Genomic DNA, 26439 nt, shown 5'->3' on the forward strand with positions numbered 1-26439 from the left:
CAAGGCAGAAGGCCCGTCGTCGATCGGGCCTTCTGCTGCTTGAGCATCGGACCGAAAAGTGGAATCCGGTTTTCGGAGCAATCCGATGCTCAATTAAAATGTTAGAGCGTCCTTTGTGCGTCTGAAAAGACGCACGGCGCTCCAAGGGAATTCGCGGATCAAGCGGAGACTTCGACATGAATAGCTGGATGGTGGCGCTTCTTCTTCTGGCCGTCCTCAGCCTTGCCTACCAGCAGGGTTGGTCATTGAGCCGCAGGCTGGCGACGCCCGAAGGCCGCCTGCACTCCCGCCCCGCCTATCACGGTTCGCTGGTCGCCATATGGACGATCGCACCGGCCCTTCTCATCCTGGGGCTGTGGGCACTTTTCGGCACCTCCGCCTCCCGTGCCTTCATCCTCGCAAACCTGCCGGCCGAGCTCGTCGATCAGGGCGGCGGGGCGCTGCAGACGACGATCCAGCGCGTCTACGCCATCGCCTCAGGCTTCGGTGTGGCGGGCGAGGTCCAGCCTTTTGAGGCAGCAGCTGGCGAGGCTCTGCGTCGCTTCCAGCTGATCGCGTCCGCGACTGTACTGGCTGCCGCGGCCGCCTTTGCGGGCGTATCGCTCTATTTCGCCCGTCGACGTATAGCGACCCGGCTTCGGGCTCGAAACGAGGTCGAGCGGCTGGTTTCCTATCTGCTTTTGGCCTGCTCCGGCGTCGCGATCCTGACGACGCTCGGCATCGTCCTGTCGCTGGTTTTCGAGGCGGCGCGCTTCTTCACCTTCGTCAGCCCGATCGACTTCTTCTTCGGCACCGTCTGGAACCCACGCTTTTCCACGACGGGTGCGGGCAGCGGTCAGTATGGCATTTTGCCGCTCCTGTGGGGCACGATCATGGTCGCCGGCATCGCCATGTTCGTGGCGCTGCCAATCGGCCTGATGACGGCGATCTACCTGTCGCAATACGCAAAGCCGCGCGTGCGTTCCTTCGTCAAGCCGATGATCGAAATCCTCGCCGGCATTCCCACTATCGTCTACGGTTTTTTCGCGCTCGTCACGGTTGGTCCCGCCCTCGCGTCTTTCGGCGCATCGATCGGCGTCGATATTCGCGCCACCTCCGCGCTGACAGCCGGCATCGTCATGGGGATCATGATCATCCCCTTCATCTCCTCGCTCTCCGATGACATCCTGCGGCAGGTGCCGCGTGCGATGATCGACGGCTCGGTCGGGCTCGGCGCGACCAAGTCCGAAACGATCAAGCGCGTAGTGCTGCCCGCAGCGCTTCCCGGCATCGTCGGCGCGTTCCTTCTCGCCGTCAGCCGGGCTATCGGCGAAACGATGATCGTCGTTCTTGCGGCCGGTAACAGCCCGTTCCTGCGTGCCAATCCGGGCGAGCCGATTTCCACCGTTACGGTCACCATCGTCAACCAGTTGACAGGCGATCAGGATTTCGCCTCTCCGCAGTCGCTCGTCGCCTTCGCGCTGGGTCTCACCCTTTTCGTGATGACCCTGTTCCTCAACATGGCCGCCCTCTACATCGTCCGCCGCTTCCGGGAGCAGTACGAATAGCCATGACCGATCTCAGCCAGAACACCTCCCCGATGGACGGTTCAGCAGCCCGGCTCAAGCGCATCCGAGAGGGTCTTGGAAAGCGCCACGCCCGCGAAAAGCGTTTCCGCTTCTACGGCATTCTTGCCATTGCTGCGGCACTGACCTTCGTCGCCGTCCTGTTCGTGATGATCCTTTCGAAGGGCCTGCCGGCGTTTCAGCAGGCGACTTTCACGGTGCCGGTCACCTTTTCCGAGGAACTGATCGATGTCGGCCCGAGGCCCGCGCGCGAGCAGGGGCAGTCGCTTGCCGACCTGCGGGCGGCAGACCTTCGCTGGCAGCGTGACGTGACGCTTCTCAACTGGAACCGTGTCGTCGAGGAAGCCGTGCGCAGCCTCGTGCCGGATTCCGAAATCAGCGCGCGCGACCTGCAATCGCTGATCGACAGCGCCGAGCGCTTCAAGCTGCGCGACGCGTTCATGGCCAACCCGACATTGCTCGGCCGAACCGTCGACATGCAACTGCTCGCCTCGGCCAACGCCGACAACTGGCTTAAGGGCAATATCGACCGCGATCTGCCGGACGCTCGCCAGCAATTGCCGGCCGACGCGCGCGCGCTCGCCGACGAGCTTTACGCCGATGGCCATATCCGCATGGCGTTCGCCTGGCACATCTTCACCAATACGGATTCGCGTTCGGCACCGGCCAGCGCCGGTCTTGCCGGCGCGTTCATGGGTTCGCTCTACATGATGCTGGTGGTGATCGTGCTCGCCGTGCCGATCGGCGTCGCCAGCGCGATCTATCTGGAAGAGTTCGCCCCGAAGAACCGCCTGACCGACGTCATCGAGGTCAACATCAACAATCTGGCGGCGGTGCCATCCATCGTGTTCGGCCTTCTGGGCGCGGCGGTCTTCATCAATTATTTCCGCCTGCCGCTTTCCGCACCCATCGTCGGCGGTCTCGTTTTGACGCTGATGACGCTGCCCACCATCATCATCGCGACACGCTCGGCGTTGCGCGCCGTGCCGCCGTCGCTGAGGCAGGCCGCGCTCGGTCTCGGCGCGTCGAAGACGCAGACCGTCTTCCACCACGTTCTGCCCGTTACCTATCCGGGCATCCTGACCGCCACGATCATCGGTGTGGCGCAGGCGCTGGGAGAGACCGCACCGCTGCTTCTCATCGGCATGAACGCTTTCGTCGCCTCCATCCCCGGTTCGCCTTTCGACCAGTCCACCGCCCTGCCGGTCCAGATCTATCTTTGGCAGGGTAACGAGAACCGCAATTTCTTCGAGGCGCGCACATCGGCCGCAATTATCGTGCTTCTGGCGCTCATGATCAGCCTGAATGCGATCGCCATCTTCCTTCGCAGCCGACTGGAGCGCCGCAAATGACCAACATCGCCAAATCGGAGAACACCGACATGAACATGTCTTCCGGTGCCATCGTCGACGCCGCCAACGCTTCCAGGAACCAGAAAGCTGCAAAAGCGCGCGTGACGGCGCAGAACGTCAATGTCTTCTACGGACAGAAGCAGGCGCTGTTCGACGTCTCAGTCAACGTGCCCGACCGCTCCGTCATCGCGTTCATCGGTCCTTCGGGTTGCGGCAAGTCGACCTTCCTTCGCTGCCTCAACCGCATGAACGACACGATCGAGGGTTGTCGCGTCGAAGGCGACATCAAGCTCGACGGGCAGGACGTCTACGATCCGAAGATCGACGTGGTGGAACTGCGCGCCCGCGTCGGCATGGTGTTCCAGAAACCGAACCCGTTCCCGAAGTCGATCTTCGAGAATGTCGCGTACGGTCCAAAAATCCACGGCCTTGCTTCCAACAAAAGCGAACTGGAAGAAATCGTCGTCACCAGCCTGAAGAAGGCGAGCCTCTTCGAGGAGGTGAAGGACCGTCTGCACGAGCCGGGCACGGGACTTTCGGGCGGCCAGCAGCAGCGCCTGTGCATCGCGCGCGCCATCGCGGTCTCGCCGGAAGTGATCCTGATGGACGAGCCGTGCTCCGCGCTCGATCCGATCGCGACCGCCAAGATCGAGGAACTGATCGACGAGTTGCGCGCCAATTACACGATCGCGATCGTGACGCACTCGATGCAGCAGGCGGCTCGCGTGTCGCAGCGCACGGCGTTCTTCCATCTGGGCCTGCTCGTCGAGGAAGGGCCGACGGAAGCGATCTTCACCGCGCCGAACGACAAGCGCACGCAGGACTACGTCACCGGCCGCTTCGGCTGACCGGACGGGGAGAGGGCAGGACCATGGGTGGACATATCGTAGCCTCCTTCGACGAGGAACTCGGCGAGATCGACCGGCTGATCCGCGAAATGGGCGATCTGGCGCAAAGCATGGTGTCTGCGGCGACGAAATCGCTGCTCGACAACGATGTCGCGCTCGCCCAGCGCGTCATATCCGACGATATGTCGATGGACGACCGACAGCGCCAGATCGACGAACGGGCCATCACGCTGATCGCCAAGCGTCAGCCGATGGCGCAGGATCTGCGTGCTGTGGTCGCCGCTATCCGCATGGCGAGCGATCTCGAGCGTATCGGCGATCTTGCGAAGAACATCGCAAAGCGCGTCAACGCGGTCGGTTCGGGCGTCATGCAGCGCAAGTTGTCCCATTCCATCGATACGATGGCCGGGCTGGTGCGCGCGCAACTGGCTGGCGTCATTGAAAACTATGTCGGGCGCAACGCCGACGTGCTTGTCGATCTGCGGGCGGACGACGAGCATATCGACGTTCATTACACGGCCGTCTTTCGCGAACTTCTGACCTACATGATGGAAGACCCGCGCAACATCACGCCCTGCACGCATCTTCTGTTCTGCGCCAAGAATCTGGAGCGCATCGGCGACCACGCGACGAATATCGCCGAAAACGCCTATTACATGATGGTCGGCAAGCAATTGCCGGTCCATCGCCCCAAGCTCGACGAGACATCGATCTCGGGTGATCCGCGATGATGGCACCGAAGATCATGGTGGTGGAGGACGAGGAGGCGCTGGGCGTTCTTATCCGCTATAATCTCGAAGCCGAAGGTTATCAGGTCGAGACGATCATGCGCGGGGACGACGCCGAAATCCGGCTTCAGGAAACGGTGCCCGATCTTCTCGTTCTCGACTGGATGGTGCCGGCGGTTTCCGGCATCGAACTTTGCCGCCGGCTGCGGATGCGACCCGAGACGGAGCGCTTGCCGATCATCATGCTGACGGCGCGCGGCGAAGAGAGCGACCGGGTGAGAGGGCTTTCGACCGGCGCGGACGACTATCTGGTCAAGCCGTTCTCGACGCCCGAATTCGTCGCCCGCGTGCGCGCGCTTTTGCGCCGGGCAAAGCCGGAAGTGCTTTCAAGTGTGCTCAAGGTCGGCGACATCGTGCTCGACCGCGAAGCGCATCGCACCTATCGCGGCCCGCATGAAGTTCATCTGGGGCCGACCGAATTCCGGCTGCTCGAATTCCTGATGCAGCATCCCGGCCGCGTATTCTCGCGCGGGCATCTGCTCGACAGTGTCTGGGGTGAGACGAACTATATCGACGAGCGAACGGTCGACGTTCATGTCGGCCGCCTGCGCAAGGCGATCAATCCGAACGGAGCGCCGGACGTGATCCGCACGATCCGCGGCGCAGGCTATTCGATCAACGAAAGCTGACCTGTTTCAGGCCGGAAGCTGCTCTACCCTGCCGTTTCCTGCATGGCGTTGACGTAGCCCGGCGCGAACAGCTCGTTGTCTACGGCCTCAAGCGCCTTGCGTGCGCAACCCTCCCGTATCAGCGGCATTTCGTCGGCTTCCAGATCGAACGAGATCACCGCGTCGTGCTGGCCGCCAGCAGTCTGTGCGATCGCCTCGCGGATCGCCGGTTCCATGATGTCGAAAGCGTGCGTTCCCGGCCCCACGACCGCAACGGGAGCAGGGTCGATCAGCGCGAAGAGAGACCCAAGCCCATATCCCAGCGCTTCGCCCGCCCGCATGAAGGCCTCGCGCGCCGGGCCGTCTTTTTGCCGTGCCTCGCCTGCAAGCTGCAACATGGTCTCGCGATCGACATCCGCATCGGGTTCGCACTCGTCCTCCTGGCCTTTCGATGCGCGAAGGATCGCATAGTTTCCCGCATAAGCCTCGACGCAGCCATGGCGGCCGCATCTGCACAAGGCCCCGTGCGGCTTGTAGACCATGTGGCCGAATTCCCCGCCCGACGAATAGGCGCCGGTGAAAAGCTCGCCGCGCAGAACAAGACCCATGCCGATGCCGTTCGACAGGAGGATCGTCACGAAATTGTCCCGATACCGTTCCGGCTCGCGGGCCCGCAGCGCAAGCGCGATCATGTTGCAGTCGTTCTGCACGGTGACGGGGAAGCCGAACCTGGTTTCGATGAAATCGGCGAAGGCGATGCCGCTATGCGGCGTAATCGGTGTCCACAAGAGCGTCCGCCCGCCCGAATCGATGATGCCCTGAATGGCCATCGTCATGCGCATGATTTCCGATGGATCGCGCGCGGCGTCGCCAAGCACGCCCTTGATGATCGTGGATACGGCCTCGATCAATTCCTCGCGGGACGCCGTCAGCGTCGACAGGCGTTCATGTCGCTCGCACACGGTGCGGCCCGCATAGTCGATCACGCTCGCCGAAAGCGTGTTGAGAAGCAGAACGACCGCGAGCACCGTTCCCGCGCGAGGTTCCAGTTCCAGCGAGACCTGCGGACGCCCGCGCCGAACCAGTTCCCCGCCCGAGCCCTTTGCCTGCCGCAGAACGCCTTCGGCGATCAGGTCGGAGGCGATGGCGGAAATCGTCGAATGGCTGAGCCCGGTGCGGGTCGCAAGTTCGGTGCGGGAAGGCTGTCCGTCCCGGCGAACGGCTGCAATCACAAGGGCGCGGTTGCGCTTGCGCAGATCGTCGTGGCGTACGCCCATTGTCATCGAAACGATTCCTCCTGAAGGCGTCTTGATGCACCTTTCAAAGGATATTGACACGTCGGAAATGGTGAGTCATTCTTTTTTTCGAGGCTCGAAAAAAAGAGCCTCCCCAACTGAGGAGGCGCCGTTCACGGCGCAGGGAGGAACATCATGAAGACTTTCACAACCGCCCTTCTGGCGGGTGTCGCGCTTTCCATGACGCTTGCAACCGCAGCGAAAGCCGAAGGACTTGTCATCGGCGTTTCCTGGTCGAACTTTCAGGAAGAGCGCTGGAAGACAGACGAAGCGGCGATGAGAGAAGCCATCGAAGCCGCCGGCAATCGATATATATCGGCCGATGCCCAATCCTCGGCCGCCAAGCAACTCACCGATGTCGAGTCGCTCATCAGCCAGGGTGCGAACGCGCTCATCATTCTTGCGCAGGATTCCTCCGCCATCGGGCCTGCCGTTCAGAACGCAGTGGACGAAGGCATTCCGGTCGTCGGCTACGACCGCCTGATCGAAAATCCGGACGCCTTTTACCTGACCTTCGACAATAAGGAAGTCGGCCGCATGCAGGCGCAGGCCGTATTCGACGTGCAGCCCGAAGGCAATTACGTTTTCATCAAGGGCTCGTCCGCCGATCCGAACGCGGACTTCCTCTTCGAAGGGCAGATGGAGGTTCTCAAGGACGCCATCGATTCTGGCGCGATCACCAATGTGGGCGAAGCCTATACGGATGGCTGGCTGCCGGCCAACGCCCAGCGCAACATGGAACAGTTCCTGACGCAGAGTAACAACGAGGTTGCCGCCGTCGTCGCCTCCAATGACGGAACGGCTGGCGGGGCGATCGCCGCGCTCGACGCACAGGGCCTCGCCGGCTCGGTTCCCGTTTCCGGGCAGGACGCGGATCATGCAGCGCTCAACCGCATCGCGCTCGGCACGCAGACCGTGTCGATCTGGAAGGATTCGCGCGACCTCGGCAAGTCGGCGGCGGAAATCGCCAATGAACTGGCCGGCGGCGCGGCGATGACCGACATCGAAAACGTCGTGCAATGGTCGGATGGTCCGAACGGCACCCAGATGAACGCCGTGTTCCTGACGCCGGTCGCCATCACGCAGGACAATCTCGATGTCATCATCGATGCTGGTTGGGTAACCAAGGACGTCGTGTGCCAGGGCGTTTCGGCCGGCTCGGTCGCGGCCTGCGAGTAAGGTCCGGACTTGCGATGCAATGCGCCGCGGTTTGACGAAAGCCGCGGCGTATCCATAAATTGCGATGCGGAGCGCGTTCAGCGCCTGCCATGGAGGAGCCGATGTCGGATACGACATCCCCCACGCCCGTCGAAACGGCCCGTGCATCCGAGCTTGGCTCGGTCGCCCGCTTCCTGAAAGCCACCGAACTCGATGTGCGCATGCTCGGCATGCTGGGCGCATTGGCGGTGATCTGGGCGATTTTCCACGTCCTGTCCGGCGGGCTTTTTCTGACGCCGCGAAATCTTTGGAACTTGTCCGTCCAGTCCGCCTCGGTCGCCGTCATGGCGACGGGCATGGTCCTTGTCATCGTCACGCGCAACATCGACCTTTCCGTCGGCTCGATCCTCGGCGTCACCGGCATGATCATGGGCGTGGCACAGGTCGTCTATCTGCCGCAATATCTCGGCTTCAATCATCCCGCGCTCTGGATTCTGGCTATTTTGATTGGGCTCGTCGCCGGCGTCGTGATCGGCGCGCTGCACGGCTACATCATCGCCTATATGCAGGTGCCGGCCTTCATCGTGACGCTTGGCGGACTGCTCGTATGGCGCGGAGCGGCATGGTGGGTGACGAGCGGCCAGACCGTCGCGCCCATGGACCCGACATTCCGGCTTCTGGGCGGCGGCGCGGAAGGTGCGATCGGTGCGACGTGGAGTTGGGTGGTCGGTCTTATCGCCTGCGCAGCGGTTCTCTTTTTCATCTGGAACGCGCGCAAACAGCGACGGCGCTTCAAGTTTCCGCTTCGTCCGATCTGGGCGGAAGCGTTTCTGGCCGGGGTCGCCTGTTTCCTGATCCTCGGCGCCGTCTATGTCGCCAATTCCTATCCGTGGCCGGCCGGCATCGTGAACCGCTATGCGCAGGCCAACAATATCGAAATCCCCGAAGGCGGCCTCTTCATCGCGCATGGTATCGCCATTCCCGTGCTGATCGCGATTGCGGTCGGTATTGCGATGACATTCCTTGCGACACGTACGCGCTTCGGCCGCTACGTCTTCGCCATCGGCGGGAACCCGGAAGCAGCGGCGCTTGCCGGCATCAATACCCGCTGGATCACCATGAAGATTTTCATGCTGATGGGCGGGTTGGCGGCGATCGGCGCCTGTATCTCTACAGCACGTCTCAATGCGGCGACGAACGCGCAAGGCACGCTCGACGAGCTTCTGGTCATCGCGGCAGCCGTCATCGGCGGCACGTCGCTTTCGGGCGGTGTCGGCACGATCGCGGGTGCGATGATCGGCGCGGTGCTCATGCAGTCGCTCGCCACCGGCATGATCCTTCTCGGTGTCGATTCACCGCTTCAGAACATCGTCGTCGGCGCGGTGCTGGTCGTCGCCGTGTGGCTCGATACGATCTACCGTCGCCGCGTGGGTTGAGGAGAACGAAGATGGAAAACCGCACTCCACTCGTCGAAATGAACAATATATCGATCTCGTTCGGCGGCATCCATGCCGTCGACGATGCGAGCATTGACCTTTACCCCGGCGAAGTCGTCGCGCTTCTGGGGCACAATGGCGCGGGCAAGTCGACGCTGATCAAGATTCTGTCGGGAGCCTATAGGCGCGATGCGGGAACGATCCGCGTCAATGGCGAAGAAGTCGATATCGCCAATCCGCGCGACGCCAAGCGATACGGCATCGAGACGATCTACCAGACGCTTGCGCTTGCCGACAATGTCGATGCCGCCGCCAACCTCTTTCTCGGGCGCGAACTGCGTACGCCATGGGGCACGCTCGACGACGTCGCGATGGAATCTGAAACGCGAAAGGTGATGGGACGGCTCAATCCGCGTTTCCAGCGGTTCAAGGAACCGGTGATGAAGCTGTCGGGCGGGCAGCGTCAGTCGGTCGCCATCGCCCGTGCAATCCATTTCAACGCCCGCATCCTCATCATGGATGAGCCGACCGCCGCGCTCGGGCCGCAGGAAACCGCGCAGGTATCCGAACTCGTCTTGCAGTTGAAGAATGACGGGATCGGCATTTTCCTGATCAGCCATGACATTCACGACGTGTTCGATCTGGCGGATCGCGTCGTCGTGATGAAGAACGGGCAGGTCGTCGGAACGGCGCGTACGCAGGACGTCAGCCAGGACGAGGTGCTCGGAATGATCATTTTGGGCAAATGTCCACCCGGTGCGATACCCGGTCCGGGCGCGCTGAAAATCGCCGCTTGACACATACGAAAAAGGGGCGCCGGAGCGCCCCTTTTCAATTGGCAATCTGCCCGATCAGCAGCGTGCTTCGTAACGCTCGCCCGTGCGGCGGTCGCGATAGACGCACCAGCCCTGACGCTGCTGCGAACGGCCGACGAGGTAACCGGCGGTGCCGCCGATCAAGCCACCAACCGCTGCGCCGCCGACATCGCCGGTTGCAATTGCGCCAACGCCTGCGCCGATCGCCGCGCCGCCAACTGCGGTCTGCTCGGCGGTCGTGCAGCCTGCTGCGATCATCATGGTTGCGGCCAAGGCCAAAATTGTCTTCTTCATTTACAACCTCCAGTAGGATGGGCATGCCCTTCTGCGGGTAAATGAAGTGCATGCGGTTTGATAATCAAGTCATTTATTCCCAACGTGTCGTAACAGTTTCGCCGCGCGACATGGCAACCGCCATATCCGGTTCTACCATTGGCTCAAGAGACGCGACCAGCTTGCCGTCCTCGATGTCCCAAACCAGCTCGGCATCTGCCTCGACCAGCATGGGATCGACGGAAAGGCATTCGGCAAACATCTTCGGATATGTTCCCTCGGCGGCGGATCGCACCGAAGAAAGGTCCGAATTGCAATCTTCCATTGTCTCGTATGCGAAAGTCGGTACTGCGATTTCCTCGCATTTTGCGAGATCGCCCGAGCATCCGATCATCAGAAGAATGGCAGCGATGTGTTCCATATCCACGTTCCCTTGACGCCGACAAACGGATGGAACGTGAAGTTGGTTCCCGAGTGCTTCATCAAACGATAAGGAATCCTGCGCAAGTTTGGCCGGATGACGAGCGCTTTGAGGATCGAATCCTTTCTGGAAATGATGGGCACGGAACGCGGTGCGAGCGACAACACGCTCGCCGCGTATCGGCGCGACCTTGACGACGCACAGCTTTTCCTGGCGCGCCGCAGTGGCGTTGCGCCCGCCACACCGGCGGACCTGCGCGATTATCTCGAAGATTTGTCGGTTCGCGGCTTCAGCGCGTCCTCGCAGGCGCGCCGTTTGTCGGCGCTGCGCCAGTTCTACAAGTTTCTCTATGCGGAGGGGCTGCGTGGCGACGATCCCACCGTGACGGTCGACGGGCCGCGTAAGGCGCGTGCATTGCCCAAAAGCATGGGCGAATCGGTTGTCGAGCGTCTTTTGGCACGGGCCGCGCTTGAAGCCGACCAGCCCGAACTCGCCGGTGGCGTCCGCGCCGGATGCCTCAGACTGCGCGCGATGGCAGAATTGCTGTACGCGACGGGCCTGCGCGTTTCCGAACTGGTGAAACTGCCGTTGACGGTCGCCTCACGGCGCGAGCGATTCTTCACCGTTCGTGGCAAGGGCGGCAAGGACAGGCTTGTGCCGTTGTCCGAAGAAGCACGCGACGCGCTCGATGCGTGGGTCCAACTGCGCAACGCCGATCCGGCGTGGGCCGAAAGCAGGTTTCTGTTTCCCGCCCGCTCGCGGGAGGGCCATGTCGCCCGGCAGGTGCTGGCGCGCGATCTCAAAGCGCTCGGCACGCGCGTAGGCATCAAGGCCGCCGACCTGTCACCACACGTGCTGCGCCACGCATTTGCGAGCCACCTTTTGCAAAACGGGGCGGACTTGCGCGCGGTCCAGCAATTGCTGGGCCATGCCGACATTTCGACAACGCAAATCTATACGCATGTCCTCGACAAGACGCTTAGCGAACTTGTTTCGAATCACCATCCGCTTGCCGATTAACGCCCCGACCGCTATGTGAAGCCCGCATCATCAAGCGTTGGCCGTCACGCCCGCTCGCCGATCCTCGCCGATAAGCCAGAGAGTCCATGTATAATTATCTCGACTTCGAAAAGCCCGTTGCAGACCTCGAAGGTAAGATTCTGGAACTCAGGAAACTTGCTGACAGTGGCGAGTCGGTGGATGTCGGCGACGAGATCGTGCGTCTGGAAAAGCGTTCGCGCGAGGCGTTGCGCGACACCTATCGCCAGTTGACGCCGTGGCAAAAGGCGCAGGTCGCCCGCCATCCAGACCGTCCGCACTGCGTCGATTACATTTCCGGTCTCTTCACCGATTTCACTCCGCTGGCCGGTGACCGGAATTTCGGCGAGGATAACGCGATCATCGGCGGGTTCGCGCGCTTTCGCGGTCAGCCTGTCGCGGTGCTCGGCCAGGAAAAAGGCGCGGATACCAAGACGCGCCTGAAGCACAATTTCGGCATGGCCCGCCCGGAAGGCTACCGCAAGGCCGTGCGCATCATGGAACTTGCCGACCGCTATGACGTGCCGATGGTCACGCTCGTTGATACGGCCGGAGCCTATCCGGGCATCGGCGCCGAAGAGCGCGGACAGGCCGAGGCCATTGCGCGTTCCACCTCGCAATGTCTGTCGATGAAGGTTCCGAGCGTCTCGGTCGTCATCGGCGAGGGCGGTTCGGGCGGCGCGATCGCGATCGCCGTCGCCAACAAGGTCTATATGCTGGAGCACTCGATCTATTCGGTAATTTCGCCGGAGGGTGCCGCCTCGATCCTGTGGCACGATTCGACTCGCGCCAAGGATGCGGCGACGAATATGAAGATCACCGCGCAGGACCTGCTCGATCTGAAGATCATCGACGGGATCATCGCCGAGCCGCTCGGCGGCGCGCATCGCGGGCGCGAAAACGTCATCGAGGCGGCAGGCGAGCAGATTGCACGCGGCTTTGAGGAACTGAAAAGCGCCAATATGGACTATCGCGAACACCGCCGCGAAAAGTTCCTCGCGATCGGTCGCAGCCTCGCCTGATCCTGCCTTTGCGTCAGGGCCGCGTAAATTTTCTATTGTGGTAAGGGTTTTTCAAGGTTAACCAGTCTATCGTCGGGTTTTACGGGACGGTTCGCGCCATGAATCGTCCCTGGGGGATGAACGAGAGCCGTCCACGACCATGAATCTTCGCCTTGTCCATGTCGCCGTCCTTGCCGCCGCAACCATGCTGGCGGGCTGCAACGCGTCCCTCGAAGATATCGCGCCGAAGGCCGAAAAGCAGCTTCCCGCCAAGATCGTCCAGACGATGAAGACGAAGGGGATGGCGACGACATCCCCGATCATGGTTCGCCTCTTCAAGGAAGAATCGGTTCTCGAAGTCTGGAAGCAGAAGGACAACGGTCGCTACGATCTTGTCCAGACCTACGAAATCTGCACGTATTCGGGCAAGCTCGGTCCGAAATTCACCGAAGGTGACCGGCAGGCGCCCGAAGGGTTCTACACGGTTGCGGCGCACCAGATGAACCCGAATTCGAGCCATCATCTGTCGTTCAATATCGGCTTTCCGAACGCCTATGACCGCGCCCATGGTCGCACCGGCCAGCATCTGATGGTGCATGGCGGCTGTTCCTCGTCGGGCTGCTATTCGATGACGGACGAGGGCGTCGAGCAGATTTACGCTTTCGCGCGCGATGCCTTCAAGGGCGGACAGCAGGCGTTCCAGCTTCAGGCGTTTCCCTTCCGCATGACCGCGCAGAACATGGCGCGCTACAAGAGCGATGCGAACTACGCGTATTGGACCATGCTCAAGGAAGGTTACGACCACTTCGAGATCACCAAAGTGCCGCCGAAAGTTGATGTGTGCGAGCGTCGCTACGTCTTCAACCAGTTTACCGCCGACGGGCGATCCTTCTCGCCGACCGGGGCATGCCCGGCAGCCACGCAGCCCGAAGCTTTGCAAACGGCCTACAAGACCTACCAGTCGACGTTCGATGCCGCTTTCACCTCGGCGCTCTCCTCGGCCTCCAAGCCAGCCGCCTCGATTGGCGGCGTCAAGGAGGCCGCTCTCGTCGCCGACTGGTCGCGCAAGCGGGCACGCGGCGAACGCGTCAGCCGCGAACCGCCGAATTTCGAGCAGTCCGGCGTCATGGTTTCCACGCGTGCGCCGAGTGAGCGCCCTGCGGTGACGACGGCGTCCGTTACGCGTCCGGCACAGCCGGCAGCACCGGCCGCCGCGCCACAGCCAGCCGCTGCTCCGCAACCTGCAGAGACGGCCGCGGAAGCGGTCGAGGCCGCAGCGCCGGTCATCGCGCAGCCGGCCGAACAGCCTTCGCGCCTTGGCCGCCTCATGAGCCTTTTCGGCAACTGAGGCCTGCTTGAGTGAAATCTACGACCTTCGGGGGCTGAACTGCCCCCTTCCGGTGCTAAAGACGCGCAAGCGTCTTCAGGCGATGAAGCCGGGCGACACGCTGACCATCGAGACGACGGACCCGCTGGCGAGCGTCGACGTTCCGGCGTTTTGTGCGGAAGACGGTCACCGCCTCGTGTCGAGCGAGGCTGTCGAAGGCGGGCATCGGTTCGTCATCGAAAAGCTCAGCCGACCGGCGTCGTGACGACTGCATCCTTCATGGCCGTGCGCGACAGGCGAACTTCAGCCTACCGCGCGGGCGGGTTCTTGCCGATATCTTCGAGCTGGTAGGCGGTGGTCTGGTAGACCTGGTTGATCCAGTTGCCGAACAGAAGATGGGCGTGCGAGCGCCAGCGGTTGAGAGGCGCGCGCGCAGGGTCGTCGTCAGGATAATAGGCGTGCGGTAATTGCGTCTTCACGCCGGCGGCGACGTCGCGGTCGTATTCTTCCTTGAGCGACGTGGAATCATATTCGATGTGGTTGAACATATAGAGCCGGTTGCCGGTCTTTTCCGCCAGCATGCAAGGCCCGGTCGCATCCGATTCCATGAGAAGTTCAAGACCGGAATCTGGCCGGATATCGGCCGAGCGCACCTCCGTCCAGCGTGATACCGGCACGGCGAAATCGTCAGAAACGCCCGTGAGATAAGGCGATGCCGGGGCGTTGTTGCGATGGCGGAAGACGCCGAACGCCTTTTCGTCGAGCGGATATTTGGGGAGTTGGTGAAAATGCCAGGCGGCAGCCATCGCGCCCCAGCAGACGAAGAACGGCGAATGAACGTTGGTCGTCGTCCAGTCGAGAATTTGTGTCAGTTCCTGCCAGTAGCCGACCTCCTCGAAGGGCAGCAACTCTATCGGCGCGCCTGTGATGATGAAGCCGTCGAACTGCCGCTCACGCACCTCTTCCCATGTCTGGTAGAAGGAAATCAGGTGGTCTTCGGACGTGTTCCGGGCCTTGTGATTGCCGATGCGCACCAGCGTCAATTCGATCTGGAGCGGCGTCGCGCCGATCAGTCGCGCGAACTGCGTTTCGGTTCGGATCTTGTTCGGCATCAAATTGAGAAGGCCGATCTGCAACGGTCGGATATCCTGCCGGAGCGCCGTCTGCTCGTCCATTACCGATACGCCCTCGCGCACGAGGATGTCGCGGGCAGGAAGCTGGTCGGGAATCTTGATCGGCATGGCGCACTCCAGAACGAAAAAGACCGGCGGCGAAATCGCGGCCGGCCCCAACGGACTATTGCGAGCGGCCCTTTAGCTACTTGTTTAACGTGGCTGCAAGCCGACCGGCCAAATCACCACGGATCTTCAGCGAAGCTTTTAGGCACGCGCGCCCTTTGCGTCAATCGCAAAGCTTGGTAGAGGAAAGCCGCCTTCCCAAACGTGGACAATCGACCATGACCGACACGCTTCGCCCGCAGCCCCGCCCCGGTGTGATGGATATCGCCGCCTATGTGCCGGGCAAGCATGGCGATGCGTCGAAGGGCAAGATCCACAAGCTGTCGTCCAACGAAACGCCGCTCGGCGCTTCGCCCGACGCGCTCGACGCGGCGGCGCAGATGTTGTCGCAAGCCGAACTTTACCCGGACGGCTCGGCCAGCGAATTGCGAAACGCCATTGCCGAGGTACATGGCCTCAACCCGCAGAACATTTTGTGCTCCAACGGGTCCGACGAACTGCTCGGCCTTCTGGCGCAGACCTATCTGACGGCCGGCGACGAGGGCATTTTCACCGAGCACGGTTTCCTCGTCTACCGCATCCAGATCCTGGCGTCCGGCGGCGTGCCGGTGGTGGTGAAGGAAAAGGACGAGCGCGCCGACGTCGACGCGATTCTCGCCGCCGTCACCCCTCGCACGAGGATCGTGTTCCTCGCCAATCCGAACAATCCGACCGGCACCTATCTGCCCTTCGAAGAAGTGCGCCGCCTGCATTCCGAACTGCCGAAGAACGTGCTTCTGGTGCTCGACGCGGCCTATGCCGAATATGTTCGCCGCAACGACTATGAATCCGGTGTGGAACTGGTCGCCGCCTCGCAGAACGTCGTCATGACGCGCACCTTTTCCAAGATTCACGGCCTTGCTGCGCTTCGCATCGGCTGGATGTATGCGCCTGCGGCGATCATCGATGCGGTCAATCGCGTGCGTGGTCCCTTCAACGTCAACGCGCTCGCCATCGCGGCCGGCGCAGCGGCGATCCGCGACCGCAACCACGTTGAGGAAGCCGTCGCCTATAACGAGGCATGGCTGCCCTGGGTCGCCGACGAACTGACGAAGATCGGCCTGCGGGTCACACCCAGCGTCGGCAATTTCGTGCTGATCCATTTCCCTGAAAACGGCCGTTCGGCTGACGCAGCAGATCAGTATCTGACCGAGCGCGGCTACATCTTGCGCCGGGTAACCGGCTACGGCTTTCCGAACGCGCTGCGCATGACGATCGGCTCCGAAGAGGCCAATCGCGGCGTGGTCGCCGCCCTGACCGAATTCATGAAGACCTGACGTGACCAAACCGCATTTCGACCGTATCACGCTTATCGGCATCGGCCTCATCGGCTCGTCGCTGGCGCGGATCATTCGTCGCGAGGGGCTCGCAGGCCATCTCGTCATCTCCACGCGCAGCGCCGAGACGCTGAAACGCGCCGAGGAACTCGAACTTGGCGACAGCTACGTGGCGGACGCCGCCGAGGCAGTGAAGAACGCCGATCTGGTCATCGTTTCGGTGCCGGTCGGTGCGTCCGAAGCGGTTGCACTGACGATCAGGGATACGCTGAAGCCCGGAGCGATCGTCACCGATGTCGGCTCGACCAAGGCGTCGGTGATCGCCCAGATGGCGCCGCACATTCCCGCCGGCGTCCATTTCATCCCTGGCCATCCGCTGGCCGGAACCGAAAAGTCCGGCCCCGACGCCGGCTTTGCCGAGCTTTTCGCCAATCGCTGGTGCATCCTGACGCCGCTCGAGGGCAACGATCCCGCCGAAGTGGAAAAGCTTGCCGATTTCTGGCGGGCCTGCGGCTCGAACATCGACACGATGGACCCGCAGCATCACGACATGGTTCTGGCCATTGTCTCCCATCTTCCGCACATCATCGCCTACAACATCGTCGGGACGGCGGACGATCTGGAATCGGTGACCGAAAGCGAAGTGATCAAATATTCGGCGTCCGGTTTTCGCGATTTCACGCGTCTGGCGGCATCCGATCCGACCATGTGGCGGGATGTGTGCCTGCACAACAAGGACGCGATCCTCGAAATGCTTGCGCGGTTTTCCGAGGACCTCGCCTCGCTCCAGCGGGCGATCCGCTGGGGTGACGGCGACAAGCTGTTCGATCTGTTCACCCGCACGCGGCATATCCGCCGCTCGATCATCGATGCGGGCCAGGAGATCGACGCGCCCGATTTCGGCCGTCAGGTCGCAAAGCCCAAAGGCGACTAGAGCGGCGGGATATTTCCGAGACGGAAGAAGCCGATCGAGACGGTGCCCTTGTCGATACGCACCGGCAAAGATGGCGTGTCGCCGAGCGCGGCAACGCCCATGAAAGCAAGACGAATCTGATCGCGCGCGCCGGGGAAGAATTCGCTGAGGATGCGCGCGAAGACCTGCGGATTTTCAAGCGTCATCGTCAGTTGTGCGTCGATCAGACCCGCTTCGTCGACGGAAACCGGCCCAGTGATCCGCGCCGCGGTCTCGTTTCCGGCGGTTCGCAGCACGATCGAGTTGATCGTCGCGCCGAGCCCGCGGACCCGCCCGGCGGACAGCGCTGCGGATGGATCGACGGGGAAATTCACATCCGCCTCACCGCTCAGCAAAGGCAGCGTGCCGTCGCCGAGAAGGCGCGGGTCGAGCGACAGGCGCTCGAAGCGCCATGCGAAATCGCGGCCGTCACCGGCCGGGCGCATGTGAAACTCGGCGCTGTCGGCTGACATTGCGGGGCGCTCTCCCGAGGGAGCCGAATCGGGGCCGATCGCGACCTTCGTTGCCACGATCGACAGGATGTCCGGTCGCCGTCCCGTCAGACGTGTCGAGGACTGCAGCGTTTCCCACGTCACTTCCTGGGCATTGAGGCTCGGAAACTCGACGATGGCAGGGCTGTCCAGTTCGCCGACGATGCGGTTCGGCTGATAGACCTGCGCGGCCGTGCGCATGGCTCCGGCGCGAACGGCTATGCCCGCCGGAGCGTCGATATACATGACCGAGCGGCAGAAAAGGCCGATCCGGAACGGATAGCCGCGCGCCTCGGCATTTTCGCAGTTCGCTCGCCGGCCGCTCTGATTGAGCGCGGCGACGCGCGTGTTGGCCTCCGTAACAAGCCGATCTGCGGCGTAGTTCCATCCATAGGTGTAGCCGGCGATCACGACGATGATGGCAACCAGCAAAAACACGAAGCGGCGAACATAACTCGTTCCGCCGGATTGTCTTGACGCCATGCCGCCTGCCTCGCTACCCAGTTCCGGCCGGCTTGCCCGGCGACCAACAGTTCCAAGGCGATATGGGCGATTTTTGGGTCTTTGGCTATGGCTCGCTGATGTGGCGGCCGGGCTTTGCACATACGGAGACGCATCGCGCGCGGCTTCACGGCTATCGGCGCGCGCTGTGCGTGCGCTCGCATGTCCATCGCGGTACGGCCGAGCGGCCGGGCCTCGTTCTCGGGCTCGACCGGGGCGGCTCGTGCATCGGCATGGCGTTTCGCGTGCCAGACGCGCTGTGCGACGAGGTCACGGCCTATCTGCGCGAACGCGAACTGGTCACCAACGTCTATCACGAGCGCCGGCTGCCGATCCGACTTGAGAGTGGCGCGGTGGTCGAGGCGCTAACCTATGTCGTCGACCGCAGCCATCCGCAATATGCGGGCGGGCTCGACGCCGAGCATGCCGCGCTCGCCGTCCATGGCGCGGTTGGAAAGTCGGGTCCGAACGAGGAATACGTTCTCAATACGGTTGCGCATCTGGATGCGCTCGGCATTCGCGACCACTGGCTCGAAAGCGTGGCGCGAAAGATCAGCTAGAGCGCGCCACAGGCTCGACGCCCAGCGCCTTCAGCCGGTCAAGCGCCGTGGGGGGGAGGGGCGGTCCTTTCGGATCGCGCGCGACCTCGACCAGAAGCTCGTCGCAGGCCGCTTCGGTTTCGCGCACGAGGCGTTCAAGAAACACTTCCTTGTCGAGCCCCGGTTCGATGGCCGGCAGGAACTTGGCGTGGATGGTGCCGGGATAACGCAGGAACTTGCGGCGTGGCCAATACAGGCCCGCGACATGGGCGACGGGCACCACAGGCACGTTCAACTGCGCGTAAAGCTCGGCGATGCCGTATTTGTAGGCTGGTTCGGCGCCGGGCGGACGGCGCGTGCCTTCCGGATAGACGATGAGCTGTCGTCCCTCGGCCATGCGCTCGCGCGCGATCTTGACCGCCTGCCGCAGCGCCTTGGAGCGGCTGCCGCGATGGATCGGGATCATCTTCATCTTGCCGATGTACCAGCCGAAGAAGGGTATCCAGGTCAGCTCCCTTTTGAGGATGTAAACCGGGTCCGGCATATAGGGAAAGAACGAGATCGTATCCCAGAACGACTGGTGCTTGGGCGCGAGGATGTAACCGCCGTCCGGCAGATTCTCGACGCCCTCGATATTGTGATCCGTTCCGGCGATCACCTTCATCAGCCAAAGGCTGGAGCGCGACCATGTGCGCGGGACGAACCATGCCAGATGACGCGGAAGGAAAAAGTAGACCGGTGTCCAGACCAGCATCTGGAGGATGAGGCTCGCATAAAAAGCGACGTTGAAGGCGAGCGAACGGATTTGCAGCATCGGGCGGGCTCGTTCTGTTTCAGCCGTCGCTGGTTACACGATGATGCTGCAAAGGCAAATGCTGCGCCGAACTTTCAGGGCTCCGCCGGGCGGCTCGCGCCGGCCTCCACGACGACCGATGCGGGGTTGCCGTCGCGCGGCTGCATGATTGTCGTTCGCGCCAGTGCCGCGAGGTATTTCGTGTACTCGGTAAAAAGGACGCGCAGCGCGCTGCGACTTCCCAGCCACTGCCCGCCATCGAGACGATTGGTGACCACCGGATAGGGCGTCAGCCGCGCGTTTTGCAGCGCATGGCCCATTTCGAGCAGGCTGCGCGGCATGTGGTAGTTGTTGGTGACGACGATCGCGCTTCGAAACGCGTTCTGTTCGAGCCATTTTGCGCTCTCTGCCGCGTTGCCGATCGTGTTCGTCGCGTCGCGGTCGATATCGACGCAGCAGGAAAAGAGGTCTTCGTCGGCGCCCGTCGCGCGCTGGATGTCGAGGGGGCGCGCAACCGGGTTCACGCCGGAAATCAGAAGTCGTTTGCCGCGCCCTTCCTGCAAAAGCTGCATGGCGGCGTCGAGACGCGCCACGCCTCCCGTCAGGACGATGATGGCATCGGCGTCGCCTGGGTCCGCCGGTGTCTGCAGCCGTCCGACATGGGTCGCGAAAACCAGAAATCCGCCTGCGAATACGAAACCCAGGCAAAGCGCAACGATGATCGAGACGCGCGCAAGAGCCGGCAGGCTTCGCCTTCCGCCCACGCGCTCCAAATCATACGCGCTGCGTCCTCGCATGTTCTTCAGCACCAAAGTTTTACGCCCCGTATCGTTACGCGGCGAATCTGCTCCAAGGTAGTGCCTCGAAACGCGCGAACACACAAAAGATTTCCACCGAAACCCCGGCCGTCATGCGTTTTGTCGACCGTCCAGCTCCGAAAGATAGCCGGAAACGGTCAGATGCGTCGTCGCGCCGGTCAAAACGGTGACCGTTGCGGCGACCAGCGCCACGCCGAGATAGCCCGTCGGGCCGATGGCGAAGTTGCCGAACAGGGCGGCGGCCTGATCGCCCTCCGGTGTCGCGAGATTGGCCGACGACCAGATCGAAAAGCCGATGAAGACGACGATCGCTGCCGCGCCGCCGATCGCCGCGCCCTTCAGGCCAGTGAGCAAAAAGTGACGGCGGAACTCGCCCGCGATGAAGCGGGCCTCGGCTCCGACGAAATGGAGGACTTCGATGATGTGGCCGTTTCCGTCCATCGCGCCACGCGTGGCGAAAACGACGGTCAGCACGGTCGCGGCAAGCATCAGGCAAAGGACGGACAGACCGATCGCAACGGTCGTGCTGGCCATCGCCACGAGACGGTCGGCCCATGTGCGGTGATCGTCGAGGGATGCGCCCGGCACCTCGCTGGCGAGCATGGCACGCATGGTTTCGAAATCGGGCGGGGCGAGCGGATCGATGGTGACGACGATCAGGCGCGGCACCGGCAGTTCGTCGAGGTCGAGCCCTGTTCCAAGCCACGGTTCGAGCAGGCGTGCGGTTGCCGCCTCGTCGACAATCGAGGCGACGCGCACGCCAGCAAAGCCGGACGCCATGCGCTGGGCCTCGATCAGCGAGGCTTCCATGTCCACGCCGTCCGCCGGCTTGATCTGGATCGTCGCCTCTCGCGAAATTTCCGTCTGCCAGGCGCTCGACGCATCGCGCACCAGCGTGACCGCGCCGAGTGTCAGGCAGGAGAGGAACGTCATGATCGCGATGACGACGACGAGCGCCGTGCCGGCGACGTTTTGCGCGGGCACGATAGGCGGACGGGTGCGTTTGGTGCGGCGCGCCGGCAGAAAGGCAGCGGTTTGAACGATGTCAGTCATAGATGTCGAGCCTGCCACCGGTCAGAACCATGCGCCGTGCGTCTACCTGATCCATCAAGGCGAGATCGTGCGTGGCGATCACCACTGCCGTTCCCAGACGGTTCAATTCCATGAAAAGCCGCAGGAGGCGTCGCGCCAGCGGCGGATCGACATTGCCGGTCGGCTCGTCGGCGAGAAGCATGTCGGGTTGCTCGATCAGCGCGCGGGCAATGGCGGCACGCTGCTTTTCGCCGCCGGAAAGGACCGGCGGCAGAACGTGCATGCGTTCCCCCAGCCCGACCCATTTCAAAAGTTCGATCACGTCCTGCTTGTAGCTCGCTTCGTCGCGGCCGCGTACGCGCAGGGGCAACGCGACGTTCTCATAGGTGGTCATGTGATCGAGCAGACGGAAATCCTGAAACACGACGCCGATGCGCCGGCGCATGGCCGGCAGTTCGCGCGGCGAGATGCGCGCGCGATCCTTGCCGAAAACAGTGATGAGGCCGCGCGTCGGCTTCAGCGACATGAACAATAGCCGCAAGAGCGTCGTCTTGCCCGCGCCGGACGGGCCGGTCAGAAACTGGAAGGAACGCGCCGGCACATGGAACGACACGTCGCGAAGCACTTCCGTGCCCATCCCGTAGCGCAAGCCGACATTTTCGAACTGGATCACCGCACCGACCTTCACCGGAATCAAACTGCGCACGAGGCAGGCGAGGCCAGAACCTTGGGTCCCGCATGGTTAATGGAGCGTTAAGCTTGCCCGGCAAGCGAAGCCTTAACGATTTGCGGGTAGGTCGAAACGAAGTACCGGCTGGAGCAGTCTCATCGCCATGCAGGGCGTTTCCGATCACGACCGACTTGTCTCAGGGGAACTCATCCCTGCGGAGAAAAGCACGCGCGCTACACGACCGGTGTGTGCCGAACGCGTCGTCGAAGAGCAGACGTACTATACGCGCGACGAAGAACCGGTGCCTGCACGGCGCAAGGCCGGGCCTTTGCTTTTCTGGTCGACCTGCCTGCTTGCCGCGTTTCTGGTCTTCTGGATCGCCGGCGGTCATCGCCTCGTGCTCGAGCCGTTGGCAAGAACCATGCGCGACACACCTTCCCAGACGCTTCGGATCGAGGATGTGACGAGCCGCATCGACAGGCGAGAGGGAAGCGCCCATCTCGTCGTCGAAGGCGCGGTGCGCAATCGCGGCAGCACGGCTCTGACCGTGCCCTCGCTCGTCATCGCCGTCAGCGAGGTAGACGGTTCGACGGTCCGCTATTATCTGGGAACGAACGAATCCGCGCTGGAGGCGGACGGGGTCTACCCGTTTTCCAGCCGTCTCGATGCCCCTCCAAACGGCGTTGCCGCCGTATCGATCACATTTCAGGAAGGAAACCCCTAATGCCCGTCGTTCGCGGCAAGGATATCGAAGTTCTGTATTCGGCGTCGGCGATCGCCCGGCGCAATCTGGAACTCGCCAAGGAAATCGCCGAGCGGGACTATGAGGACCTTCTGGTCATCTCGATCCTCAAGGGCTCGTTCGTCTTCGCAGCCGATCTCATCCGCGCGATGCACGACACCGGACTGTCGCCAGAGGTCGAATTCATCTTCATCTCCAGCTATGGCGCGGGCACGACCAGCGGCGAGGTGAAGGTGCTGCGCGACATTGACAACGAGGTTGCCGGTCGCGACGTCCTTTTGATCGACGACATCCTCGAATCGGGCAAGACGCTGAAATTCACGCGCGAACTGATGATGTCGCGCGGCGCGAAAAGCGTTTCAATCGCCGTACTTCTCGACAAGACGATGCGTCGCCAGACCGATCTCGACGCCGATTTCACCGGCTTCGAATGTCCAGATTATTTCGTCGTCGGTTATGGAATGGATGTCGCGCACGCTTTTCGCGAGTTGCCCTTCGTCGGCGTGGTCAAAGGAGATGCGCAATGAAACGCATTCTGGTCGTCGAGGATGATGCCTCGGTCCGCGCCTTCACCGCGCGCGCCTTGATGGTCGACGGGCATCAAGTCGAGATCGCCGAAGACGGCATGGAGGGGCTTGAAATCCTGACTCGCGAGGCAGGGGCTTACGATCTCGTTCTGTCCGATATCCGCATGCCGGCGATGGACGGGATCGAGATGGCGAAGGAAGCCAAGGCAAGCTTTCCGGCACTGCGCATTCTTCTGATGACCGGCTATGCCGATCAGCGCGAACGCGCGAGCGATCTGGAACGCGTGGTGCTGGACGTCGTCGACAAGCCGTTTACGCTGGCAGACATTCGCTTGGCGGTTTCAAAGGCGTTGATGCACTGAAGGTTTAGCGCATCTCCAGCAGACGCTCCAGATAGTCGCGTTCAAGCTCGGGGCTAAGCGCGTTGCCAAGCCGCTCGCGGATCGAGTCAAGTATTCGTCGCGCGCGCTGGACGTCGATCTCGTCGGGAACCTGATTTTCGCGCTCGCCGAAATCCGGCCCGGTCGTGGCGCGCGGGCGGCCGAGCGGGTCCCGGTCCACGGTCTGGCCGCTGCGCCCGCCCGGCTGCTGGCCGTTGCCTTCGCCTTCCATCGCCTGCTGCATTTGCTGCATCATGTCCTGCGCGCCGCGCCGCAACGCTTCAAGTGCCTGTCCCTGCTCGCCGACGGCGCGCTCGCCTTCGCTTTCGCCAAGCGCCTCGCCGGCACGTCCCATCGCCTCGCCCGATTCGCCGAAGCCTTCGCCCGGTTGCATACCCATTCCTTCGAGCGCCTCCATCATCGCCTGAAGGTCCTGCTGAAGCTGGCCCTGACCTTCCTGCAATTGTTGCATGGCGTCGGCGAAATCCTCCGGCGACATCTGGCCACCCTGTCCGGGCTCGCCCTGTTCGCCCTGCTGCATGCGGAAGGTCTCGTTCATCAGCTCCTGCTGGCGGCGCATGAGTTCGCCGAGCTGGTTGAGCTGCTGGTTCATCTCGCTTTGTTCACCGCCACCCTGTTGCTGTTGCTGGTTGCCGGCCTGAAGATTGTTCATCATGTCCTGCAACTGCGAGAGCAGTTCCTGCGCCTCGTCGCGCGCACCGGACCGGGCGAGATTTTCGATCTGGTCCATCATGCGGTCGAGGTCGCTCTCGGTGAGCTGCTGCATACCATCCGGCATCGGCATGGCGTTCTGCGGGTTTTCCGTCGCCCGTTCGGCAAGTTCGCGTAGGAATTCGTTCATCGCCTCGCGCAATTCGGCCATCAGGTCGGCGATTTCCTCGTCCGATGCGCCGTCCTCCAGCGCCTGCTGCAACGCTTCCTGCGCCATGCGCAGACGCCGCTCCGCGTCGCTCAGCGCGCCATCCTCGATCGTGACCGCGATTTCCCAAAGATAGTCGACGACGCCGCGCAACTGGTCGTCGGACGTCGCCTCATCGAGGCGCGCGCGGGCGGACATGATGCCGAGATAGTGCGTCAGTTCCGGGATCGTATCCTCCGGGCGAAGCGTGATCGCATCTATCAGGTCGAGCACCCGGCGTCTGGCGTTGGCATCGAGCGCCAGCAACTGGCGCTGTTCGATCAGCGCCAGCGCGAGCGGATTGCGGAACGGGCGTTCGGGCAATGTGAAACGCATCGTCTCGCTGCGCCCGGTTTGCGCCGCACCGTCCTCGGCCTCAAGTGCCAGATCGACAGTCGTCCCCGCCCACGGATGGTCGGTCAGGTCGCGCGAGGTGCGCGCGGCGTTGTCCTCGCCCCGGCGGCGCGGCAGGGTCAGGCGCATTTCGGGCGCTTCATAGAGCGGGCGGGCGTCTTCTTCAGGATCGGCCGGCTCGAAGATCGCGCGCGCCGACGCCACGCCGTAATCGTCCTCGACCTCGTAATTGAGTTGCAACGTGCCGTTGGTGGCCTGTTCGGGCTCACCGATCAGGCTGATTTGCGGTTCCTCATCGGGCGTGACTGTGAACGACCATGTCGCGATGTCGTCAACCTGGCCGCCATGACCGAGCGACAGGAGGCCATCGGCATCGAGCGTTCCGGAAAACTGGCTTGCTGCCGTGGTCGTGCCGCGCCGCGGCGTCGTGTCCGCCACGTTCTCGGGTTCGAAAACGGTCTCGTCGGCCGTGTGCGCATCAAGGAAGCGCAGTTGCTCGTCGCCGGAACCGCCCATGACGCGGACCGAGACAGCAGACCCTTGCGGCACGGTGAACATGGACTGGTCGCGATTGGCATCTGCCGTGAGGTAGACGGGTGCCTGCCCGGTATAGGCGGGCGGCGTGACCCACGCGTCGATGCGCGGCGGTATGGATTGGGGACCGGCGGCGGCGCGAAAACCATCCACCAGCGAGCCGCCGCCCGGACCCAGCGAATAGGCGAAGGCGACGACCAGCAAAAGCGGCGCGACAGCCCGCAGCGCCCAAGGGTCGCGCTCGGGAATGCGGGCGCGGGGAAGTTCGCCGTGCAGACCCTTCAGTTTGGCCGCCAGACGCTTGCGATGTTCGGCCCAGAGAGCGGCGGCGAACGGGTCGTCCGCGTCGGAAAGCTGATCGTCCTGACTGCGCAAGGGCGCGTGGCGCAACGCATTGGTGTGCTCGATGCGGCGGTCGATTTCCTGTGCCGACGGCCGTCGAAACCCGCGCAACGGCCACAGGGCGGCAAGCGCGGCGATCGCGAAAAATGCGACGAGGGCGAGACGTGGCCAGTCCGGCATCAGGCGGAAAACGCCAAGCCATGAAAGGCTGACGAACAGACTGATCACGGTCAAAAGCGGCAGGACCAGCGGCCAGAGGCGCTCCGTGACGATGGTCGCACGGGTCGCGAACCGCGTCCGGCGCAGGCCCACCGCCCGGTTCGGATCGAACAGTTCGCTCAGTCGTTTGAGGTCAAATGCCATCGG

28 protein-coding genes and 1 riboswitch are annotated in these 26439 nt (G+C 62.7%); of the genes, 18 read left to right on the forward strand and 10 right to left on the reverse strand.

The genetic code is table 11. The features are described from left to right. Positions 1–176 precede the first annotated feature (176 nt). The 5 genes from pstC to phoB are packed head-to-tail and all read left to right on the forward strand — an operon-like array spanning position 177 to position 5182. Positions 177–1547, forward strand: coding sequence for a phosphate ABC transporter permease subunit PstC (gene pstC, locus ACX82Z_RS21515; protein ID WP_459591122.1), 1371 nt, complete (start codon positions 177–179; stop codon positions 1545–1547). A gap of 2 nt (positions 1548–1549) precedes the next feature. Continuing rightward, positions 1550–2917 (forward strand): phosphate ABC transporter permease PstA, encoded by a 1368-nt coding sequence (gene pstA / locus ACX82Z_RS21520; RefSeq protein WP_459591123.1) that lies wholly within the window; start codon positions 1550–1552, stop codon positions 2915–2917. Between the two features lie 35 nt (positions 2918–2952). Further along, positions 2953–3765 (forward strand): phosphate ABC transporter ATP-binding protein PstB, encoded by an 813-nt coding sequence (gene pstB, locus ACX82Z_RS21525; protein WP_459911937.1) that lies wholly within the window; start codon positions 2953–2955, stop codon positions 3763–3765. Positions 3766–3788: 23 nt separating this feature from the next. Continuing rightward, positions 3789–4496: a phosphate signaling complex protein PhoU gene (gene phoU / locus ACX82Z_RS21530; protein ID WP_459591124.1), complete on the forward strand. Its 708-nt coding sequence runs from the start codon at positions 3789–3791 to the stop codon at positions 4494–4496. Beyond that, complete coding sequence (gene phoB, locus ACX82Z_RS21535; RefSeq protein ID WP_459911938.1) at positions 4496–5182, forward strand: phosphate regulon transcriptional regulator PhoB; 687 nt, start codon at positions 4496–4498, stop codon at positions 5180–5182. The genes phoU and phoB overlap by 1 nt, the downstream gene beginning before the upstream one ends. A 23-nt stretch (positions 5183–5205) precedes the next feature. Here phoB and ACX82Z_RS21540 read toward each other — a convergent pair whose 3' ends face one another. Continuing rightward, a complete protein-coding gene (locus ACX82Z_RS21540; RefSeq protein WP_459591125.1) occupies positions 5206–6444 on the reverse strand; it encodes an ROK family transcriptional regulator in 1239 nt (412 codons plus the stop codon). Between the two features lie 147 nt (positions 6445–6591). Here ACX82Z_RS21540 and xylF point away from each other — a divergent pair, with 147 nt between their 5' ends. The 3 genes from xylF (at position 6592) to ACX82Z_RS21555 (ending at position 9847) form a co-directional block, all read left to right on the forward strand. Beyond that, positions 6592–7635 (forward strand): D-xylose ABC transporter substrate-binding protein, encoded by a 1044-nt coding sequence (xylF, locus tag ACX82Z_RS21545; protein WP_459591126.1) that lies wholly within the window; start codon positions 6592–6594, stop codon positions 7633–7635. 101 nt (positions 7636–7736) lie between these two features. Continuing rightward, positions 7737–9050, forward strand: coding sequence for a sugar ABC transporter permease (locus ACX82Z_RS21550; RefSeq protein WP_459591127.1), 1314 nt, complete (start codon positions 7737–7739; stop codon positions 9048–9050). A gap of 11 nt (positions 9051–9061) precedes the next feature. After that, a complete protein-coding gene (locus ACX82Z_RS21555) occupies positions 9062–9847 on the forward strand; it encodes an ATP-binding cassette domain-containing protein (protein WP_459591128.1) in 786 nt (261 codons plus the stop codon). 54 nt (positions 9848–9901) lie between these two features. Here ACX82Z_RS21555 and ACX82Z_RS21560 read toward each other — a convergent pair whose 3' ends face one another. Both ACX82Z_RS21560 and ACX82Z_RS21565 read right to left on the reverse strand, forming a co-directional pair. Continuing rightward, a complete protein-coding gene (locus ACX82Z_RS21560) occupies positions 9902–10159 on the reverse strand; it encodes a glycine zipper domain-containing protein (RefSeq protein WP_459591129.1) in 258 nt (85 codons plus the stop codon). 73 nt (positions 10160–10232) lie between these two features. Beyond that, on the reverse strand, positions 10233–10559 hold the full coding sequence (locus tag ACX82Z_RS21565; protein WP_459591130.1) for a hypothetical protein: 327 nt from the start codon (positions 10557–10559) through the stop codon (positions 10233–10235). Positions 10560–10655: 96 nt separating this feature from the next. Here ACX82Z_RS21565 and ACX82Z_RS21570 point away from each other — a divergent pair, with 96 nt between their 5' ends. The 4 genes from ACX82Z_RS21570 (at position 10656) to ACX82Z_RS21585 (ending at position 14190) form a co-directional block, all read left to right on the forward strand. Further along, positions 10656–11579, forward strand: coding sequence for a site-specific tyrosine recombinase XerD (locus ACX82Z_RS21570; RefSeq protein ID WP_459591131.1), 924 nt, complete (start codon positions 10656–10658; stop codon positions 11577–11579). An 86-nt stretch (positions 11580–11665) separates the two neighbouring features. Continuing rightward, complete coding sequence (locus ACX82Z_RS21575; RefSeq protein ID WP_459591132.1) at positions 11666–12619, forward strand: acetyl-CoA carboxylase carboxyltransferase subunit alpha; 954 nt, start codon at positions 11666–11668, stop codon at positions 12617–12619. 139 nt (positions 12620–12758) lie between these two features. Next, complete coding sequence (locus ACX82Z_RS21580) at positions 12759–13946, forward strand: L,D-transpeptidase family protein (RefSeq protein ID WP_459591133.1); 1188 nt, start codon at positions 12759–12761, stop codon at positions 13944–13946. Positions 13947–13953: 7 nt separating this feature from the next. Further along, positions 13954–14190, forward strand: a complete 237-nt coding sequence (locus ACX82Z_RS21585; protein ID WP_459591134.1) for a sulfurtransferase TusA family protein — start codon at positions 13954–13956, stop codon at positions 14188–14190. A gap of 43 nt (positions 14191–14233) precedes the next feature. Here the strand turns inward: ACX82Z_RS21585 and ACX82Z_RS21590 are convergent, their stop codons facing one another. Then, positions 14234–15166 (reverse strand): homoserine O-succinyltransferase, encoded by a 933-nt coding sequence (locus ACX82Z_RS21590; RefSeq protein ID WP_459591135.1) that lies wholly within the window; start codon positions 15164–15166, stop codon positions 14234–14236. Between the two features lie 52 nt (positions 15167–15218). Beyond that, positions 15219–15296: riboswitch (SAM riboswitch) on the reverse strand. Positions 15297–15381: 85 nt separating this feature from the next. Here ACX82Z_RS21590 and hisC point away from each other — a divergent pair. Together hisC and ACX82Z_RS21600 are read left to right on the forward strand one after the other, a co-directional pair. Then, positions 15382–16479, forward strand: a complete 1098-nt coding sequence (gene hisC, locus ACX82Z_RS21595; RefSeq protein WP_459591136.1) for a histidinol-phosphate transaminase — start codon at positions 15382–15384, stop codon at positions 16477–16479. A gap of 1 nt (position 16480) precedes the next feature. After that, complete coding sequence (locus ACX82Z_RS21600) at positions 16481–17413, forward strand: prephenate/arogenate dehydrogenase family protein (protein WP_459591137.1); 933 nt, start codon at positions 16481–16483, stop codon at positions 17411–17413. Here the strand turns inward: ACX82Z_RS21600 and ACX82Z_RS21605 are convergent. Further along, positions 17410–18405, reverse strand: a complete 996-nt coding sequence (locus ACX82Z_RS21605; RefSeq protein WP_459591138.1) for a DUF2125 domain-containing protein — start codon at positions 18403–18405, stop codon at positions 17410–17412. The genes ACX82Z_RS21600 and ACX82Z_RS21605 overlap by 4 nt on opposite strands. 62 nt (positions 18406–18467) lie before the next feature. Here ACX82Z_RS21605 and ACX82Z_RS21610 point away from each other — a divergent pair, with 62 nt between their 5' ends. Further along, on the forward strand, positions 18468–18983 hold the full coding sequence (locus ACX82Z_RS21610) for a gamma-glutamylcyclotransferase (protein WP_459591139.1): 516 nt from the start codon (positions 18468–18470) through the stop codon (positions 18981–18983). On the opposite strand, the gene ACX82Z_RS21615 is transcribed toward ACX82Z_RS21610, so the two are convergent. From ACX82Z_RS21615 to ftsE, 4 genes are all read right to left on the reverse strand, one after another. Then, positions 18976–19776, reverse strand: a complete 801-nt coding sequence (locus ACX82Z_RS21615) for a lysophospholipid acyltransferase family protein (protein ID WP_459591140.1) — start codon at positions 19774–19776, stop codon at positions 18976–18978. The two genes, ACX82Z_RS21610 and ACX82Z_RS21615, sit on opposite strands and share 8 nt — an antisense overlap. A 74-nt stretch (positions 19777–19850) precedes the next feature. After that, complete coding sequence (locus ACX82Z_RS21620) at positions 19851–20552, reverse strand: YdcF family protein (protein ID WP_459591141.1); 702 nt, start codon at positions 20550–20552, stop codon at positions 19851–19853. Between the two features lie 111 nt (positions 20553–20663). Further along, positions 20664–21626: a cell division protein FtsX gene (locus tag ACX82Z_RS21625; protein WP_459591142.1), complete on the reverse strand. Its 963-nt coding sequence runs from the start codon at positions 21624–21626 to the stop codon at positions 20664–20666. Next, positions 21619–22278 (reverse strand): cell division ATP-binding protein FtsE, encoded by a 660-nt coding sequence (ftsE, locus tag ACX82Z_RS21630; RefSeq protein ID WP_459911940.1) that lies wholly within the window; start codon positions 22276–22278, stop codon positions 21619–21621. Before ftsE ends, ACX82Z_RS21625 begins: the two co-directional genes overlap by 8 nt. Before the next feature lie 160 nt (positions 22279–22438). Between ftsE and ACX82Z_RS21635 the strand changes: the two genes are divergently transcribed. From ACX82Z_RS21635 to ACX82Z_RS21645, 3 genes are read left to right on the forward strand one after another with little or no spacing between them, the layout of a single operon-like run. Further along, complete coding sequence (locus tag ACX82Z_RS21635; RefSeq protein ID WP_459591143.1) at positions 22439–22999, forward strand: hypothetical protein; 561 nt, start codon at positions 22439–22441, stop codon at positions 22997–22999. After that, positions 22999–23544, forward strand: coding sequence for a hypoxanthine phosphoribosyltransferase (gene hpt / locus ACX82Z_RS21640; protein WP_459591144.1), 546 nt, complete (start codon positions 22999–23001; stop codon positions 23542–23544). The genes ACX82Z_RS21635 and hpt overlap by 1 nt, the downstream gene beginning before the upstream one ends. Then, positions 23541–23906, forward strand: coding sequence for a response regulator (locus ACX82Z_RS21645; protein ID WP_459591145.1), 366 nt, complete (start codon positions 23541–23543; stop codon positions 23904–23906). The genes hpt and ACX82Z_RS21645 overlap by 4 nt, the downstream gene beginning before the upstream one ends. A gap of 4 nt (positions 23907–23910) precedes the next feature. On the opposite strand, the gene ACX82Z_RS21650 is transcribed toward ACX82Z_RS21645, so the two are convergent. Next, on the reverse strand, positions 23911–26436 hold the full coding sequence (locus tag ACX82Z_RS21650; RefSeq protein WP_459591146.1) for a TIGR02302 family protein: 2526 nt from the start codon (positions 26434–26436) through the stop codon (positions 23911–23913). Between the last annotated feature and the right edge of the window lie 3 nt (positions 26437–26439).

Source organism: Aliihoeflea sp. PC F10.4, assembly GCF_054612275.1.